This is a genomic window from Pseudonocardia sp. UM4_GMWB1 (genome assembly GCF_017312155.1).
GTDB lineage: Bacteria > Actinomycetota > Actinomycetes > Mycobacteriales > Pseudonocardiaceae > Pseudonocardia > Pseudonocardia alni.
Map to the genome: position 1 here is coordinate 2,045,886 of NZ_QJPN01000001.1, position 15,000 is coordinate 2,060,885.

16 protein-coding genes are annotated in these 15,000 nt (G+C 75.1%); 3 read left to right on the plus strand and 13 right to left on the minus strand.

What is annotated here, in order from left to right; translation table 11 throughout:
• The first annotated feature begins 111 nt into the window (after positions 1–111).
• Positions 112–1,251: an FUSC family protein gene (locus DMP15_RS09950; protein WP_073577378.1), complete on the plus strand. Its 1,140-nt coding sequence runs from the start codon at positions 112–114 to the stop codon at positions 1,249–1,251.
• Positions 1,252–1,457: 206 nt separating this feature from the next.
• Here DMP15_RS09950 and DMP15_RS09955 read toward each other — a convergent pair whose 3' ends face one another.
• The 3 genes from DMP15_RS09955 to DMP15_RS09965 form a co-directional block, all read right to left on the minus strand.
• A complete protein-coding gene (locus DMP15_RS09955) occupies positions 1,458–3,650 on the minus strand; it encodes a heavy metal translocating P-type ATPase (RefSeq protein WP_337826686.1) in 2,193 nt (730 codons plus the stop codon).
• Between the two features lie 196 nt (positions 3,651–3,846).
• On the minus strand, positions 3,847–4,050 hold the full coding sequence (locus tag DMP15_RS09960) for a heavy-metal-associated domain-containing protein (protein WP_337825748.1): 204 nt from the start codon (positions 4,048–4,050) through the stop codon (positions 3,847–3,849).
• 41 nt (positions 4,051–4,091) lie between these two features.
• Positions 4,092–4,373, minus strand: a complete 282-nt coding sequence (locus DMP15_RS09965; protein WP_073577472.1) for a metal-sensitive transcriptional regulator — start codon at positions 4,371–4,373, stop codon at positions 4,092–4,094.
• A gap of 76 nt (positions 4,374–4,449) precedes the next feature.
• Between DMP15_RS09965 and DMP15_RS09970 the strand changes: the two genes are divergently transcribed.
• Positions 4,450–4,896, plus strand: coding sequence for a DUF6153 family protein (locus DMP15_RS09970; protein WP_179762132.1), 447 nt, complete (start codon positions 4,450–4,452; stop codon positions 4,894–4,896).
• 63 nt (positions 4,897–4,959) lie between these two features.
• Positions 4,960–5,517: a DUF305 domain-containing protein gene (locus DMP15_RS09975; protein ID WP_337825749.1), complete on the plus strand. Its 558-nt coding sequence runs from the start codon at positions 4,960–4,962 to the stop codon at positions 5,515–5,517.
• Positions 5,518–5,596: 79 nt separating this feature from the next.
• Here DMP15_RS09975 and DMP15_RS09980 read toward each other — a convergent pair whose 3' ends face one another.
• The 10 genes from DMP15_RS09980 to DMP15_RS10025 form a co-directional block, all read right to left on the minus strand.
• The gene (locus DMP15_RS09980) at positions 5,597–6,484 is read right to left on the minus strand and encodes a hypothetical protein (RefSeq protein ID WP_312888863.1); all 888 of its coding nucleotides are present in this window, start codon (positions 6,482–6,484) and stop codon (positions 5,597–5,599) included.
• 222 nt (positions 6,485–6,706) lie between these two features.
• Positions 6,707–7,897: an alpha-amylase family glycosyl hydrolase gene (locus DMP15_RS09985; RefSeq protein WP_073577382.1), complete on the minus strand. Its 1,191-nt coding sequence runs from the start codon at positions 7,895–7,897 to the stop codon at positions 6,707–6,709.
• Positions 7,898–7,907: 10 nt separating this feature from the next.
• Complete coding sequence (locus DMP15_RS09990) at positions 7,908–8,549, minus strand: GntR family transcriptional regulator (RefSeq protein ID WP_073577383.1); 642 nt, start codon at positions 8,547–8,549, stop codon at positions 7,908–7,910.
• On the minus strand, positions 8,546–9,688 hold the full coding sequence (locus tag DMP15_RS09995; protein ID WP_073577384.1) for a CaiB/BaiF CoA transferase family protein: 1,143 nt from the start codon (positions 9,686–9,688) through the stop codon (positions 8,546–8,548). Before DMP15_RS09995 ends, DMP15_RS09990 begins: the two co-directional genes overlap by 4 nt.
• Positions 9,689–9,959: 271 nt before the next feature.
• The gene (locus DMP15_RS10000) at positions 9,960–10,562 is read right to left on the minus strand and encodes a phosphoribosylanthranilate isomerase (protein WP_073577385.1); all 603 of its coding nucleotides are present in this window, start codon (positions 10,560–10,562) and stop codon (positions 9,960–9,962) included.
• Positions 10,563–10,589: 27 nt separating this feature from the next.
• Positions 10,590–11,531, minus strand: a complete 942-nt coding sequence (locus tag DMP15_RS10005) for a PDR/VanB family oxidoreductase (protein WP_167409936.1) — start codon at positions 11,529–11,531, stop codon at positions 10,590–10,592.
• Positions 11,528–11,719, minus strand: coding sequence for a hypothetical protein (locus DMP15_RS10010; RefSeq protein ID WP_073577386.1), 192 nt, complete (start codon positions 11,717–11,719; stop codon positions 11,528–11,530). Before DMP15_RS10010 ends, DMP15_RS10005 begins: the two co-directional genes overlap by 4 nt.
• Positions 11,716–12,780: an aromatic ring-hydroxylating dioxygenase subunit alpha gene (locus DMP15_RS10015; protein WP_337825750.1), complete on the minus strand. Its 1,065-nt coding sequence runs from the start codon at positions 12,778–12,780 to the stop codon at positions 11,716–11,718. The genes DMP15_RS10010 and DMP15_RS10015 overlap by 4 nt, the downstream gene beginning before the upstream one ends.
• On the minus strand, positions 12,777–14,120 hold the full coding sequence (locus DMP15_RS10020) for an MFS transporter (protein WP_073577388.1): 1,344 nt from the start codon (positions 14,118–14,120) through the stop codon (positions 12,777–12,779). The genes DMP15_RS10015 and DMP15_RS10020 overlap by 4 nt, the downstream gene beginning before the upstream one ends.
• 98 nt (positions 14,121–14,218) lie before the next feature.
• Positions 14,219–14,995 carry an IclR family transcriptional regulator gene (locus DMP15_RS10025; RefSeq protein ID WP_073577389.1) on the minus strand — a complete coding sequence of 259 codons (777 nt, stop codon included), beginning with the start codon at positions 14,993–14,995 and terminating at the stop codon, positions 14,219–14,221.
• Positions 14,996–15,000: the final 5 nt, after the last annotated feature.

Genomic DNA, 15,000 nt, shown 5'->3' on the forward strand with positions numbered 1-15,000 from the left:
CCACCCCGGACTCCACCGCGTTCCCCGCGGCCGTCGGGTGGCCAGGGCTCCTCCGCGGTCGAACAGCCGGCCCCGCTTCCCGCAACATCTGCACGACCGACGGAGCCGTCGTTGATCCCGCACCACCCGAACTCCCCGGCCTCCCCGTTCACCGAGGGGCTGCGCCACCGCATGCGACTGGCGTGGCGGGCCGGCGCCGCAGCCGGCGCGGCCTGGTACCTCGCCACCCTCGTCCCCGGTGTGCTCGGCCAGTACCCCTACTACGCACCGCTCGGTGCCCTGCTCGTCTGCTATCCGACCGTCTTCGACTCGCTGCGCCAGAGCCTGCACGCCGTGCTCGCCACCGGGCTCGGTGTCGGTCTCGGCGCCGCCGCCCTGCACCTGGGCGGCGCGCAGTGGTGGGCGGTCGCCGCGGCCGTGCTGGCCGGGATCGCGGCGGGTGCCGCCCCCGTGCTGGCCACCGCCCGGGACCTGATCCCGACCGCGGCGTTGTTCACCATCCTCATCGGCGCCACCGACCCGTCCGGGTTCATGGCCGGCTACCTGGGGCAGACCCTGCTGGGGGTGCTCGTGGGGGTCGCGGTCACCCTGGTCCTGCCGCCCCCGCCGCAGAACGCCCGCGCGCACCGCGTGGTGGCGCGGCTGCGTGACGGCATCGCCGACCACCTGCAGGAGATGGCCGAGGTCCTGGCCGAGCAGTGGCCGCCGGAGCGCGAGGAGTGGACACGCCACCGCCACCACTTCGAGCCCCTGATCGATGCGACCCGGGAGGCGGTCCGTTCCGCCGACGCCGGCCGGCGGGCCAACCTGCGGGCACGTGCCTACCGGGCCCGCGGCCAGCAGCTCTACGAGGCCGCGCAGACCCTGGAACAGCTCGCGGTGCTCGTCCGCGACATCAGCACGGTCCTGGCCCAGACGGCGTGGGCCGAGCGCACCGTGCTCGTCCTCGACCCCGCGCTGCGCACCCCGGTCGCGGAGGCGATGGGCGACCTGGCCACCGCGATCCGGTCGGCGGAGCTCGCGCACCTGACCCGCGGCCCCGCACCCGCCGGGCTCGACGGGCACCGCCGCCACCTGGCCGCCGCCCGGGACGCGCTGGACCGGGTCACCGACCGGCTCGACTCCCAGCGCGCGGGCTGGGAGGACAGCCTCGCCGCGTCGGGGATCGTGCTGCACCTGCGGCGTTGCCTGGACCACGTGCACGCCGGACCGGCCGACCGCAGCCCGGATCTGCATCCGGCGGAGCGGTGACGTGTGGCCGGCCGCCGACGGGGTACGTCAGGTCCACGTCGGCGCTCGTACCCGGGGCGTACGCCGGCTCAGGTCCTGTCGGTTGAGATCCTGCAGCCGGCGGGGCCGCCCCCAACACCACTCCGATCACCGCGCACGCACGACGAGCGCCGACGACCTGTCGGAGGGCGTCGTCGGAGTTCCGCACCGACGACGCCGAGCAGGGGTCAGTCCGCCAGCGGGCGGAACCGGCGCAGCCGCAGGCTGTTGAGCACCACGCACACCGAGCTGAACGCCATCGCCGCTCCCGCGATCATCGGGTTGAGCAACCCGAACGCGGCCAGCGGGATCGCGGCCGTGTTGTAGGCGAACGCCCAGAACAGGTTGCCCCGGATCGTGCCCAGGGTGCGCCGGGAGAGCCGGACGGCGTCGGCCGCGGCCCGCAGGTCACCCCGGACCAGGGTGATGTCCGACGCCTCGATCGCCACGTCGGTGCCGGTGCCCATGGCCAGGCCCAGGTCGGCCCGGGCGAGCGCGGCCGCGTCGTTCACCCCGTCGCCGACCATCGCGACGACCCGGCCCTGCTCCTGGAGCCGCTCCACCACGGCGAGCTTGTCCGCAGGCAGCACGTCGGCGATGACGGTGTCCGGGCCGGGCTCGATGCCGACCTCACGGGCCACGGTCTCGGCGACGGCCCGGTTGTCCCCGGTGAGCAGCACCGGGCGCAGCCCGAGCCTGCGGAACTCCGCGATCGCCTCGGCCGACGTCGGCTTCACGGTGTCGGCGACGACGAACACGGCACGGGCGGCCCCGTCCCACGCGACGGCGACCGTCGTACGGCCCCGCGCGGCCTCGTCCGCGGCGACCGCGGCGAGGTCGTCGGGCAGCGGGACCGACCACTGCTCCAGCAGCCGCGGACGGCCGACGAGCACGGCGTGGCCGTCGACGACGCCCTGCACACCGAGGCCCTCGTGGTTGGTGAAGTCCGTGACGGCGGGCAGGTCACCGACCCGCTCGGTCGCCGCACCGGCGATCGCGGCGGCCACCGGGTGCTCCGAGGCGCTCTCGAGGGCCCCGGCGAGGCGCAGCACGGTCGCCTCGTCGGTGCCGTCGGCGGTGTGCACGCCGGTCAGCGCCATGGTCCCGGTGGTGACGGTGCCGGTCTTGTCGAGCACGACGGTGTCGACCCGCCGGGTGGACTCCAGGATCTCCGGGCCCTTGATCAGGATGCCGGTCTGGGCGCCGCGCCCGGTGCCGACCAGCAGCGCGGTCGGCGTGGCCAGCCCGAGCGCGCAGGGGCAGGCGATGATCAGTACGGCGACGGCGGCGGTGAACGCCGTCGAGGCGAGTGCGCCGGTGAGGATCCAGACCAGCAGTGTCGCGGCGGCGATCACGGCGACGACGGGCACGAACACCGCGGAGATCCGATCGGCCAGGCGTTGCACCTCGGCCTTGCCGTTCTGCGCCTCCTCGACCAGTCGCGCCATCTGCGCGAGCGCGGTGTCCGAGCCGACCCGGGTGGCCCGCACGACGAGCCGCCCGCCGGAGTTCACACACCCGCCGACGACGGCGTCGCCTGCCCGGACCTCGACCGGCACCGACTCACCGGTCAGCATCGAGACGTCGACCGCCGAGCGGCCGTCGACGACCTCGCCGTCGGTGGCGACCTTCTCCCCGGGACGCACGACGAACTCCTCGCCCACGGCGAGCTCCTCGACGGCGACGCGCACCTCGGCGCCGTCACGGAGCACGGTCACGTCCTTCGCACCCATCTGCAGCAGCGCGCGCAGCGCGGCACCGGCCCGGCGCCGGGAGCGGAGCTCGACGTAGCGCCCGGCCAGCACGAACGTGACGACCGCGGCGACGACCTCCAGGTAGATGTTCCCGCTGCCGTCGGTGCGCGAGATCGTCAGCTCGAAGGGGTGCACCATGCCGGGCATCCCGGCGGTGCCGAGGAACAGCGCGTAGAGCGACCAGGCGAGCGCGGCCGTCGTCCCCATCGAGACGAGGGTGTCCATCGTGGCGGCGCCGTGGCGCAGGTTCGTCCAGGCGGCGCGGTGGAACGGCGCGCCCGCCCAGCCCCAGACCGGCAGTGTCAGCAGCAGCGACACCCACTGCCAGCCGACGAACTGCCATGCGGGCGTCATCGCGAGGACGACGACCGGCACCGACAGCACGGCGGCCCCGATGAGCCGGTTCCGCAGGTCGCGCAGGTCGCGCTCGGGGTCCTCGTCGGCCCCGGCGCTCGGCGGGGTGGCGGTGTAGCCGGCGGCCTCGACGGTCCCGAGCAGGGTCTCGAGCCCGACGCCGCCCGGGGCGCTGATCCGCGCCTTCTCGGTGGCGTAGTTGACGGTCGCGCTGACGCCGTCGAGCTTGTTGAGCTTGCGCTCGATCCGGTTGGCGCAGGACGCACAGGTCATGCCGCCGACGGCGAGCTCGATCTCGGTGACGGTGCTGTCGGCATCGCTCTCGGCGACGGTCCCGGTCGCGGCTGCGCGGGGCAGCGCGGTGACGGGTCCGTGGGCCGGGGACGTGTCGCTCATGGTCGGTCCTCCGGGGGTGACCCGGCGCGGGTGGCGGTGGCGACCCGCGCCGGGTGGGCGGTCAGGGGGGTGCTCAGGCGAGCTGGTAGCCCGCCTCGTGCACGGCGTCACGGACGGCGTCGGGGGAGACCTCGCCGTCGCTGATGACGGTGACGGCGCCGGTCGGCAGGTCGACGGCCACGTCCGTGACGCCGGAGATCTCGCCGATCTCCTCGGTGACCGAGGCGACGCAGTGCTGGCAGGTCATGCCGGTGACGGTGTAGCTGGCGGTGCTCATCGTGCTCTCTCCTGGGTGCGGGGTCTCAAGAACGTCGGGTGTCAGGAACGGACCAGCCGGGCGATCGCCGCGCTGGCCTCCCGGATCTTCTCCTCGGCGACGGGGCCACCCTCGGTGGCGGCGTCGGCGACGCAGTGCTTCAGGTGTTCGTCGAGCAGGCCCAGCGCGACGGCCTCGAGGGCCTTGTTGACCGCGGCGACCTGGGTCAGCACGTCGATGCAGTACTTGTCGGACTCGATCATCTTCGTGATGCCGCGGACCTGGCCCTCGATCCGGCGCATCCGCTTGACGTGCGCGTCCTTGGTGTCGGCGTAGCCGGGCATCGCGTCCTCCTCGGGGTCCACCGTCACCATACCCCTAGGGGGTAATGGTATCTACCGTGCCTGTAGCGTGCGGGGTGTGACGGACCGGACCCGGCTGCTCGTGCTCGTGCTGCCGGTGCTGCTCGGGCTGCTGGGGATGCACGCGCTCGCGGCGCCGCCCGTGTCCTCCGGTGTACACCACGCTCCCGCCGCCGCACCCGTCGTCACGCACGGGGGCACGCTCCACGACGCCCCGGGGCCGGCGCATCCCGGCCCGCACGGGGTCGCGCCCGCCGGGGCTCAGGGGGCCGCGCATCCCGACCCGCGCGGCGTGCCCCACGACGGGGCGTCGCACCTGCTGCACCTGTGCCTGGCCGTGCTCGCGGCCGGGGTCGTCCTGGCTGCGGCGGTGCTGCTGGCCGGGTTCGCGCCGCTGCCGTCGTCGCGGGGGCCGGCCGGCCCGGGGAGTCCGCGGACCGCACCGGTGGCCCGTCCGCCCCCGGTCCCGCGACGGCTCGCGCTGCTCTGCGTGTCGCGGACGTGACCGGCCTCCGGCGCGGGAGAGCGCCGGAGCCGCCGAGCACCCACGACACGGGAGTACCGACACATGACACGCACGAACGTGGCGCTCGCCGCCACGGCACTGGCCGCTGCCCTCGTCCTGACCGGCTGTGCCGGCGGGGGAGCGTCCGCCCCGCCCGCGGCCTCGTCGAGCAGCGCCGACGTCGCCTTCGCCCAGGGCATGATCCCGCACCACGAGCAGGCGGTCGCGATGGCGCGGCTCGCCGACGACCGCGCCGGAGCCCGGGTGCGCGACCTCGCCGCCCGGATCGAGGCGGCCCAGGGCCCGGAGATCGGCCGGCTCCGGGGGTTCCTGGCCGACTGGGGCGCCGCACCCGCCGCGGACCACCACGGCGGTCACGGCGACATGGCCGGGATGGCCGGGATGATGTCCGACGAGCAGATGGCCGCTCTGGGGCGCGCGTCCGGCGCCGCGTTCGACCGGTCGTTCCTCCAGATGATGATCGCCCACCACGAGGGGGCGGTGACCATGGCCCGCGCCGAGCTCGACGCCGGGGCGGACCCGCGGGCGCGGGAGCTGGCGCAGCAGATCGTCGACGCCCAGCAGGCGGAGATCGCGGAGATGCGGACGCTGCTGGGCTGAGCGGAGATCGTCACGGCTGAGGGGTCCGGTGCCGGGAACGGCACCGGACCCCTCGGACGCGGCGATCGTCGTCGAGACGTCAGGTGAACGAGATGTGCACGTGGTCCATGTGGTTCGCCGTCGCCCCGCCCCGGTCCTCCTGGGCCTTCCAGCCGCTGCCGGTGTCGATGCGCTGCTGCCAGATGATGTAGGAGATCCCGAGCTCGTCCCGGTTCTGCCGGGCGTAGGCGGCGAGCCGGTCGCCCGTCGCCTTGTCGACCATGAAGTCCAGAGCCTTGCCGCTGGGGTGGTCGGAGGCGTTGCCGCGGCTGCCGATGCCCAGCACGGAGTCGACGCCGAACAGGCAGCGCAGCTTCTCCCCGGCCGTCGCCACGTTCGCGGCGACGCCCTCCATGCCCGCGGTGCCCAGGGCACACGTGGTGGACCCGGTCGGGCCGTCATCCGAGGGGGCGCCGGAGGTCCCGGCCGAGGACCGCGCGGAGTCGGCGGCGCGGGCGGCCGCATCCCGTGCCTCGCGCGCGGCGGCACGGGCGCGCTCGCGCGCCTCGTCGCGGGCCTTCACCGCGGAGCCGACCGCACCGTCCGCGGCGCCGACGATCGCGTCGACGTCGACCGGGGGCGGCGGCTCGGCCAGCGACCGGGCCGCGCCGGCGTGCGCCGTCGGTGTGGCCGGGACCGCGTCGGCGAGCGAGGCGTCCGCGGCCGGGGTGCTGAACGCCTGCAACGCGAGGTCGTCGACCCGGGGGAGCCCACCGCCGGTCGCGGCGTGCGCGGCGACGAGGCCGCCACCGGCGAGCGCGGAGGTGAGTGCCTGCAGGGTGCGGGCCCGCCCCGCGCGGCGGTGCCTCCCGCCCCGCTCCGGGCCGACGTCACGGGTGACGACGGTCGTCGACGGCAGGGGTCGGCTCGGGTCGGTCCGGCTCGGGGAGCGCCGGGCCGCCACGGAGCCGGGGATGTTCCTCGGCACGCAGGGCGTCCTTCCTCGTCGGAGTCGGCTGCGCCCGGGTGCCTGGGGAGCGGGGCGCGCGGGTCCTGCTGGGGATCAGGACCGTGACCGTTCCGTGATCGACCGTACGGATCGGGTTGTCCGCGTGGGGCCGGTCCGCGACCACCGGCCGTCGCGGTGCTGCGAGTGGCGGGCCGCTCGGCCGGAAGGATCAACCGTGATCCACCTGTTGCCGAGGTCGGGTCAGACGTCCTGGACGTCCCAGGTGCCCGCGGCGTAGTCGAGGGTGACCCGCAGGGCGCCACCGTCGCCGTGGCTGACGTAGACGAGCCGGTCGTCGGTGGCCTCGGCCACCTCGGTCCGCGCGTCGTACAGCCAGGGGTGACGCCTGCGCAGGCCGATCAGCTCCTGGTGCACGGCCAGGACGTGCGGGTCGGCGCCGGAGGGGAGGGACCCGTCGGCGGGGAACTCGGGGCGTACCGCGTCGTCGCCGCCGGCCCGCTCCTCCTTGACCCCGGTCAGGCCGAGCTCGTCGCCGGCGTAGACCGAGGGGGTGCCGCCGACGGTGCACAACACGGCGACGGCCAGCTCGATGTGGCGGCGGTCGTGCAGCTGCGACGCGAGCCGGGTGACGTCGTGGTTGCCGACGAAGGTGTTCGGCACCGCGGCGGCGACGAACCGGTCGTGGCGCTGCAGCGCCCACGCCAGCTCGTGCGGGTTGCCGTCGTTGAGGCTCGACCAGATCGCCTTCCACAGCTCGTACTGGGTGAGCGCGTCGATCGTGGTGGCGGCGGTGACCGCGTCGTGCTCGCCGTGGATGACCTCGCCGAGGAACCAGGCATCCGGGTGGCGCTCGCGGACGCGGGGGAGCACGTCGGCCCAGAAGTCGTCGGGGACGGTGTAGGCGGCGTCGAGCCGCCACCCGTCGGCGCCGCGGTCGAGCCAGTGGCAGAGCACGTCGGCGACGTGGTCGCGGACGGCGGGGTTGTCGTGGTCGAGGGTGTGCAGGCCGGGGTGGCCCTCGAAGACGGCGATCTCCCCGTCGTCGGTGTGCCGGAACCAGGCGTCGTCCGGCCCGCCGGGGTCGGCGCGGGCGGCGAGCAGCCGCGGGTGCTCGGGGCCGACGTGGTTGAACACGCCGTCGAGGAGGATCCGCAGGCCGCGTCCCTTCGCCTCGGCGACGAGCGCGTCGAAGTCGGCGTCCGAGCCCAGGCGCGGATCGATCCGCAGGTGGTCGGTGGTGTCGTAGCCGTGGGTGGCCGAGGCGAACACCGGGCCGAGCAGCAGCCCGTTCGCCCCCAGCGCGACGGCGTGGTCGAGCCAGCCGACGATCCGTCGCAGCGAGTGGTCCGCGCCGTCGCCGCGGTCGGGGTGGGCCCCGGTGAACCCCAGCGGGTACACGTGCCACCAGATCGCGTGCCGTACCCAGTCCATCCGCGCGACCCTAGTCGTCGAACGGGTCCCCGGCGCGCGCCCCGCCGAGCGCCCGGAGCAGCGAGGCGAACCCGCCCGCCACGTGCTCCTCGGTCGCGGCGGCGGCCCGGTCGGCGTCGCCTTCGGTCACCGCGTCGAGGATCGCCCGGTGCTCGGCGGCCGAGGCGGCGGCGCGGTCGTCGTCGTGCAGGGTCAGGTCCCACGGGAACGCCTGCCACAGCGCGGCGATCCGTTCCGGCAGTGCGGGCACGCCGCACCGGTCGTAGAGCAGGAAGTGGAACTCGCGGTTCCGCTCGCGGGCGGCGGCCGGGTCGTCGGCGGGGCGGTCGAGGACGGCGCGGGCCCGGGCGAGGTCGTGCCGCGAGACCCGCGGCGTCGCGCGGCGGACCGCGTGGGCCTCGGTGAGCCGGCGCACCACGTAGGTCGCGGTCACCCGGTCCACATCGACGCCGGCGACCCGCACCCCGCGGTGGTGCTCGGCGACGACCAGCCCCTCCGCGGACAGCAGGCTCAGCGCCTCGCGGACCGGGGTGATGGACGCGCCGAACCGGCGGGCCAGCTCGTCCTGGCGCAGCGGCGTCCCGCGGGCGAGGCCGCCGCCGAGGATGTCGCGGCGCAGCTCGTCGACGATCCGGTCGCGTTTCGTGCTCACCGCTCGTCGAGCCAGGCGAGGACGGCGTCGGTGTGCTCGCCGACGGCCGGGACCGGGTCCATCCGCGCGGTCCGTCCGGCGACGGTGATCGGCGGCCGCAGCGCGCGCAGCGGCCCGACCGGGCTGCCGACCTCGGTCCACCGGTCGCGCGCGGCGAGCTGCGGGTGCTCCAGCACCTCACCGACCTCGCGCTGCCGGGCGTGCGCGATCCGCGCCTCCACCAGCCGCGCGACGAGCTCGTCGCCGGTCAGGCCCGTGAACACGGTGTCGATCTCGGCGTGCAGGTCGGGCCGGTTCTCCACCCGGGCCCGGCCGCTCGCGAACCGCGGGTCGGTCGCGACCTCCGGGCGTCCCAGCACGACCTCGCAGAACGTCGCCCACTCCCGTTCGTTCTGGATCGACAGGACGACGTCGGTGCCGTCCCCGGCGGAGAAGGTGCCGTACGGGGCGATCGCGGCGTGGCTGGTGCCGGTCCGCTTCGGGGCGGTGCCGCCGTAGCCGGCGTAGTAGAGCGGGTAGCCCATCCACTCCACCAGCGAGTCGAACAGGCTGACCTCCAGGTCGGTGCCCTGCCCGGTGCGTTCCCGCTCGTAGAGCGCGGACAGGATGCCGGAGAAGGCGTACATGCCGGCGCCGATGTCGGCGGCCGGGATGCCGCTCTTCGCGGGCGCGTCCTCGGTGCCGGTGATCGAGACCAGGCCGGCCTCGGACTGGATGAGCAGGTCGTAGGCCTTGGCGTCGCGGTACGGGCCGGACGAGCCGTAGCCGGAGATCGAGCAGGTCACCAGCCGCGGGTACCGCTCGCGCAGCGCCGCGGCACCGAGCCCGAGCCGCTCGGCGGCGCCCGGGGCGAAGTTCTGCACGAACACGTCGGCCCGGTCCAGCAGCCGCAGCATCGTGGCGCGGCCGTCGTCGGACTTGAGGTCGAGGGTGACCGACTCCTTGGACCGGTTCAGCCACACGAAGTGGCTGGACATGCCGTGGACGGTCTCGTCGTAGTCGCGGGCGAAGTCGCCCGAGCCCTCGCGTTCGATCTTGATGACGCGGGCGCCGAGGTCGGCGAGGTGCCGGGTCGCCAGCGGTGCGGCGACGGCCTGCTCGCAGGACACGACGAGCAGCCCGTCCAGGGGGAGCGCCATCAGATGCTCCGCCTGTCGTCCCGGCCGATGCCGGACGCACCCCCGGTGACGATCGCGACCTTGCCCTGCAGTGCGCCCGCGGCCATGACGGCTCCTCGACGTCGAGACGGTGCCTGATCGCCGGAATAATGCACGATCCGGCGAGGTCATGCATCTCTCGAGGGCTGCCGCTGCACACGCCCCACCCCGCCACGCCGTCAAGCCACGTCGATCAGCACGTTGCGGCCCCCGGTGGGGCGGAAACGTGCTGATCGGATCGGCCGCGCGGTCCTCAGCCCACGGCGCGGGCGGCGGCGACGAAGTCGCGGATGCGGGCGTGGTCCTTCACACCGCGGGACGACTCGACGCCGCTGGAGACGTCGACGCCCCAGGGCCGGACGCGGCGCACCGCGGTGGCGACGGTGTCCGGGTCCAGCCCGCCCGCGAGCAGCCACCTCCCGGCCGGTCGCGGGTCGAGTGCCTCGGCGTCCCAGCGCTCGCCGGACCCGGCGACGGGGGAGTCGAGCAGCAGCACGTCCTCGCCGTACAGGCCCACGGTGAGGTCGGGGTCGTGGGCCAGCGAGGTCGCCCGCCACAGGGTGATCGGCGCGCGGGCGGCCGCGGTGAAGTCGTCGCGGGTGTAGCGGCCGTGCAGTTGCAGCACGTCGGCGCCGGCGTCGGCGGTCACCGCCGCGGCCCGGTCGGCGGGCAGGTCGGCGACGACGACGACCGACCGCACGCCGTCCGGCACCCGGGCGACGAGCGCACCGAGGTCGGCCGGGTCGACGTGGCGGGGGCTCGGCGGATACACGACGAACCCGACCGCGTCGGCGCCGGCGGCCACGGCCGCGTCGACGTCACCGGGGGTCCGCAGCCCGCACACCTTGACGAACACGCGCCCGACCCTACGGGGCGCCCGGCCTCAGAGCTCGAGCACCAGCCGCGGCGACCGGGAGCGCGACACGCACAGCATCATCACCTCGTTCGACGCCTGCTCCTCCTCGGTGAGGAGCGAGTCCCGGTGGTCCGGCTCGCCGGCGAGGACCCCGGTCTCGCAGGTCCCGCAGGTCCCCTCCCGGCACGAGGACAGCGTCGCGATCCCGGCGCCCTCCAGGGCGTCGAGGATCGAGCAGCCCGCCGGGACAGCGACGACCGTCCCCGACCCCGACAGCTCCACCTCGAACGCCTCGTCCGGGCCGTCGAGCGCGCCGGGCCGGGCGGAGAACCGCTCGACGTGCACCGGCACGCCGAGACGCTCCCCCTCGGCCTCGACGGCGGCGAGCAGCCCCTCCGGCCCGCAGCAGTACACGGGTCGCCCGGCGGCCGCGGCCAGGATCCCGGCGACGTCGAGCAGCCCGGCCTCGTCCTGCGGCACCAGGGCCACCCGGTCGGGGTGACGCCCGGCGAGCTCGGTGAACGCCATCGACGCCCGGCTGCGCCCGCCGTGGACGAGCTGCCAGTCCGCGCCCGCGGCGTGCGCCGCCGCGATCATCGGGACCAGCGGGGTGATGCCGATCCCGCCGGCGACGAACACGTAGCCCGGGGCGTCGACGAGTGCGAACCGGTTGCGCGGCCCGCGGACGAGCACCGTGTCGCCCTCGGCGACGACGTCGTGCACGTGCGCCGAGCCGCCCCGCCCGGCGGGTTCGCGCAGCACCGCGACCCGGTAGACCGAGCGCTCGCCGGGGTCCCCGCACAGCGAGTACTGCCGGACGAGGTCCGCGGTCAGGACGAGGTCGAGGTGCGCACCGGGCGTCCACTCCGGGAGCTCGGCGCCGGACGGGTCGCGCAGGGTCAGCAGCACGACGTCGTCGGCGAGGAGCTCCTTCTTCTCCACCTCGAGGCGCAGCTCGGGTTCGGTCACGACGTACTCCAGGTCTCGTGGTCCACGGGGCAGCCCAGCAGCCAGTCCCACAGCGGCACCGGGTCGTCGAAGACGCGTTCGGCGCCGCAGTGACACACCGCGCGCAGCAGGTCGGTGCCCAGCACCCAGTGGATGCGCTGGACACGGTGCCCGTGCAGGACGGGCGGGGCCTCGGGGATCGCGCTCACCGGGCGGGCGCCGGGGACGGGACCGCCGGTGCCGCGCCGGCCATCCGGGCGAGCATCCGGCGCGCGGCGAGCCCGCCGGTGTCGATGTTGACCGACAGCTCCTGGTAGCCCGCCGGCTCGGTGGCGATCACCTTCTCCAGCACGTCGAGTGCCTCGACGTCCTGCAGCACGACGGTGCGGTTCTGCTCGGCGAGGAACGCCGAGACCTCGACGTCGGCCAGGGCGAAGTCGCGCGCGACCATCCAGAAGTCGTGTGTGGAGTGCTCGGTCTCCGGGGTGATGGCGTAGACGACCTCGACGTGGAAGGCGTCCGGGTCGGAGCCGTCGGCGTGCGGGACGGAGTCGACCGGCGCGATCCGGGAGTGCAGCTTGTACAGGCACGGCGGGGTGTACTCGATGTCCTGCCAGCGCGAGATCCGCCCGGACAGGCCGGTGGAGCGCTCGTAGAACGGCGGGCACTCGGCGTCGGCCATGTGCCGGGAGACGTAGACGACGCCGGCGTCCTCGTCGACCTCGGTGGAGATCGGGGTGGCGGCGACCTCGGGGGTGCCGATGTAGCCGCCGTGCAGGTAGGTCTCGTGGGACAGGTCGAGCAGGTTGTCCACCAGCAGCGAGAACCGTGCGGCCAGCGGCTCCATCCCGCGCACCGTGGTCCACGCGGCGTCGTCGAGGTAGGTCGCGCGGGGGATGCGCAGGGGGTCGGCGCGCTCCGGGTCCCCGATCCAGACCCAGATCAGCGAGTCCTGCTCGACGACGGGGTAGGCCGCCAGCCGGGCCGTGCGCGGCACCCGGTTCTGCCCCGGCACCGCCACGCACTTCCCGTCCGCGCCGTAGGTGAAGCCGTGGTAGCCGCAGACGACGGTGTCGCCGACGAGCCGGCTCGGGGCCTGGGACAGCGGGAACCGGCGGTGCACGCAGCGGTCGGCGTGCGCGGTGACCTGGCCGGCCTCGGTGCGCCAGAACAGGATCGGCTCGTCGCAGATCGTGCGGCCGAACAGCTCGCGGCCGATCTCGGCGGAGTAGGCGGCGACGTACCACTGGTCGCGGGGGATCGAGCTCATGCGGGGACTCCCTGGGTGGTGGGGGTGTCGGATCGGCGGAGCAGCAGGACGAGGGCGGCCGCGCCGACGAACACGGCCGCGAAGAGCAGGTAGAGCGACTGCGGGGTCGCTCCACCGTCGAGCAGCGACCCGGCCAGGGTCGGCGCGAGGATCGCCCCGGACCGGCCGACCGCGAGCGCGGTGCCGACGCCGGTGGTGCGCACGTCGGCGCCGTAGGAGGTCGGTGCCATCGCGTACAGCCCGGCGACGCAGCCGTTGACGAACAGCCCGACCAGCGCGGCGACGACGAACGCCACCGCGAGCGAGGAGGTACTGGCGATGAACACGGCCAGCAGCACCGCGGTGGCCAGCAGGTATCCGGCGAGCACGTGCCGCAGCGCGAACCGGGCGGCGAGCAGGCCGAGCCCGGCGGCACCGAAGATGCCGCCGACGTTGAGCAGGGTGCCGCCGGCGATGCCCGCGTCCGGGGAGAGCCCGGCCTCGACCAGCAGGGTCGGCGTCCAGCTGGTGACGAAGTAGAACCCGGCCATCACGCAGAAGAAGCTGATCCAGAGCAGCACCGTGGTGCGGCGCAGCGCCGGGCGCAGCAGCGCCCCGTACCCCGCGGCGACGCCGGTCCGCACCGGAGCGCCGTCGGGGAGGGCGGGCAGCGCCGCGTGCCCCATCCGCGCCAGCAGCGCGTTGACCCGCTCCAGCGCCCCGGCCGGGCGGCGCACGAGCAGGAAGTCCAGGGACTCCGGCAGCCGCCACCAGACCAGCGGGACCGCGGCCAGGGTCGCCAGGCCCCCGGCGAGGAACACCGACCGCCAGCCGAACTGCCCGATCAGCGTGGCCGCGAGCACGCCGCCGAGGACGGCCCCGATCGCGTAGCCGGTGGAGTTCAGGCTGACCGCGAGCCCCCGCCAGCGGGCCGAGGCGTACTCCGCGGCGACGACGTTGCTGGTGGCGAGGATGCCGCCGACGCCGAGCCCGGTGATCAGTCGCAGCGCGCCGAGCTGGCCGGGGGACTGCGCCGCGGCCGAGCCCAGCATGGCGAGGCCCGCCACGACCAGGCAGCCCAGCACGATCGGCCGCCGCCCGACGCGGTCGGCCCACGGTCCGATGAGGACCGAACCGGCGGCCATGCCGACCAGGCCCGCGGACAGGAGCAGCCCGAGCTGGCTGCCGGACAGGTCCCACTCGGTGGCGACCGAGCGGCCCGTGAAGGCCATGACCAGCACGTCGAAGCCGTCGAGGACGTTGAGCAGGACGCACGCCGCGACCGCGCCCCACTGGTACCGGGACATCGGTGCGTCGTCGAGCAGGCGGCGGACGGTGTCCGCCGCGGGGGATGGGCGCATGGTGGGACTCCGTCGTCTCCGCGCGGTCGTGGTGGTGCAGCGAGGATGCGGGGCGACGGGGGCCGCGCCGTACGTTCCTTCCGGATAATGGAAGGGTTTCAGCGCGTGGAGGTGCTGAGCGCGCGGCTGATCCCGGCGGCGGTGGTGCGCACCAGCGGGGCGAGCGCGCGGGCGGACACGCTGCCGTGCCGCACGACGAGCGAGACGGCCGCGACGACCTGACCACGGGCGTCGGAGACGGGGGCGCCGACCGACAGCGCGTCGTCGGTGACCTGCCGGTCGCTGACCGAGTGGCCGTCGCGGCGGACGTCGGCGAGCATGCGGCGCATCCGCTGCGGGTCGGTCACCGTGAACGGGGTGTAGCGCTCGATCCTTGCGCCCAGTACCTCGTCCTGCAGCTCCGGCGGCGAGTGCGCGAGCAGTACCAGCCCGACCCCGGTCGCGGTGAGCGCGAAACGCCCCCCGACCCGGGTCTGCACCGGGACCGCGCCGGAGCCGGCGAGCCGCTCGACGAACACCACCTCGGCGCCCTCGCGCACCGCGAGCTGCACGTTCTCCCGGGTGACCCGGGACAGGTCCTCCAGGAACGGCAGCGCCGTCTCGCGCAGCGCCTGCCCGCGCGGGGCGAGCGCGCCGAGCTCCCAGACGCGCAGCCCGATCCGGTAGCGGCCCTCGTCGTCACGTTCCAGCGCGCCCCACGCCGCCAGGTCGGCGACGAGCCGGTGCGCGGTCGACAGGGGGACGCCACCGTGCCGGGCGAGGTCGCTGAGCGACAGCGCGGGCCGGTCGGGGCCGAACGCGTCGAGCAGGCCGAGCGCGCGCACCACGACCGACCCGGTCGGTCCGACCGGGTGGCCGCGCCGCGACGTGGTCATGCCCG

Excerpts from the sequence above, each read along its gene's own strand:
- DMP15_RS09975 (WP_337825749.1), top strand. The coding sequence starts at position 4,960 with ATGACACGCACGAACGTGGCGCTCGCCGCCACGGCACTGGCCGCTGCC.
- DMP15_RS10015 (WP_337825750.1), bottom strand. The coding sequence starts at position 12,780 with ATGAGCTCGATCCCCCGCGACCAGTGGTACGTCGCCGCCTACTCCGCC.
- DMP15_RS10020 (WP_073577388.1), bottom strand. The coding sequence starts at position 14,120 with ATGCGCCCATCCCCCGCGGCGGACACCGTCCGCCGCCTGCTCGACGAC.
- DMP15_RS09995 (WP_073577384.1), bottom strand. The coding sequence starts at position 9,688 with ATGGCGCTCCCCCTGGACGGGCTGCTCGTCGTGTCCTGCGAGCAGGCC.
- DMP15_RS10025 (WP_073577389.1), bottom strand. The coding sequence starts at position 14,995 with ATGACCACGTCGCGGCGCGGCCACCCGGTCGGACCGACCGGGTCGGTC.
- DMP15_RS09955 (WP_337826686.1), bottom strand. The coding sequence starts at position 3,650 with ATGACCTGTGCGTCCTGCGCCAACCGGATCGAGCGCAAGCTCAACAAG.
- DMP15_RS09985 (WP_073577382.1), bottom strand. The coding sequence starts at position 7,897 with ATGGACTGGGTACGGCACGCGATCTGGTGGCACGTGTACCCGCTGGGG.
- DMP15_RS09965 (WP_073577472.1), bottom strand. The coding sequence starts at position 4,373 with ATGCCCGGCTACGCCGACACCAAGGACGCGCACGTCAAGCGGATGCGC.
- DMP15_RS09960 (WP_337825748.1), bottom strand. The coding sequence starts at position 4,050 with ATGAGCACCGCCAGCTACACCGTCACCGGCATGACCTGCCAGCACTGC.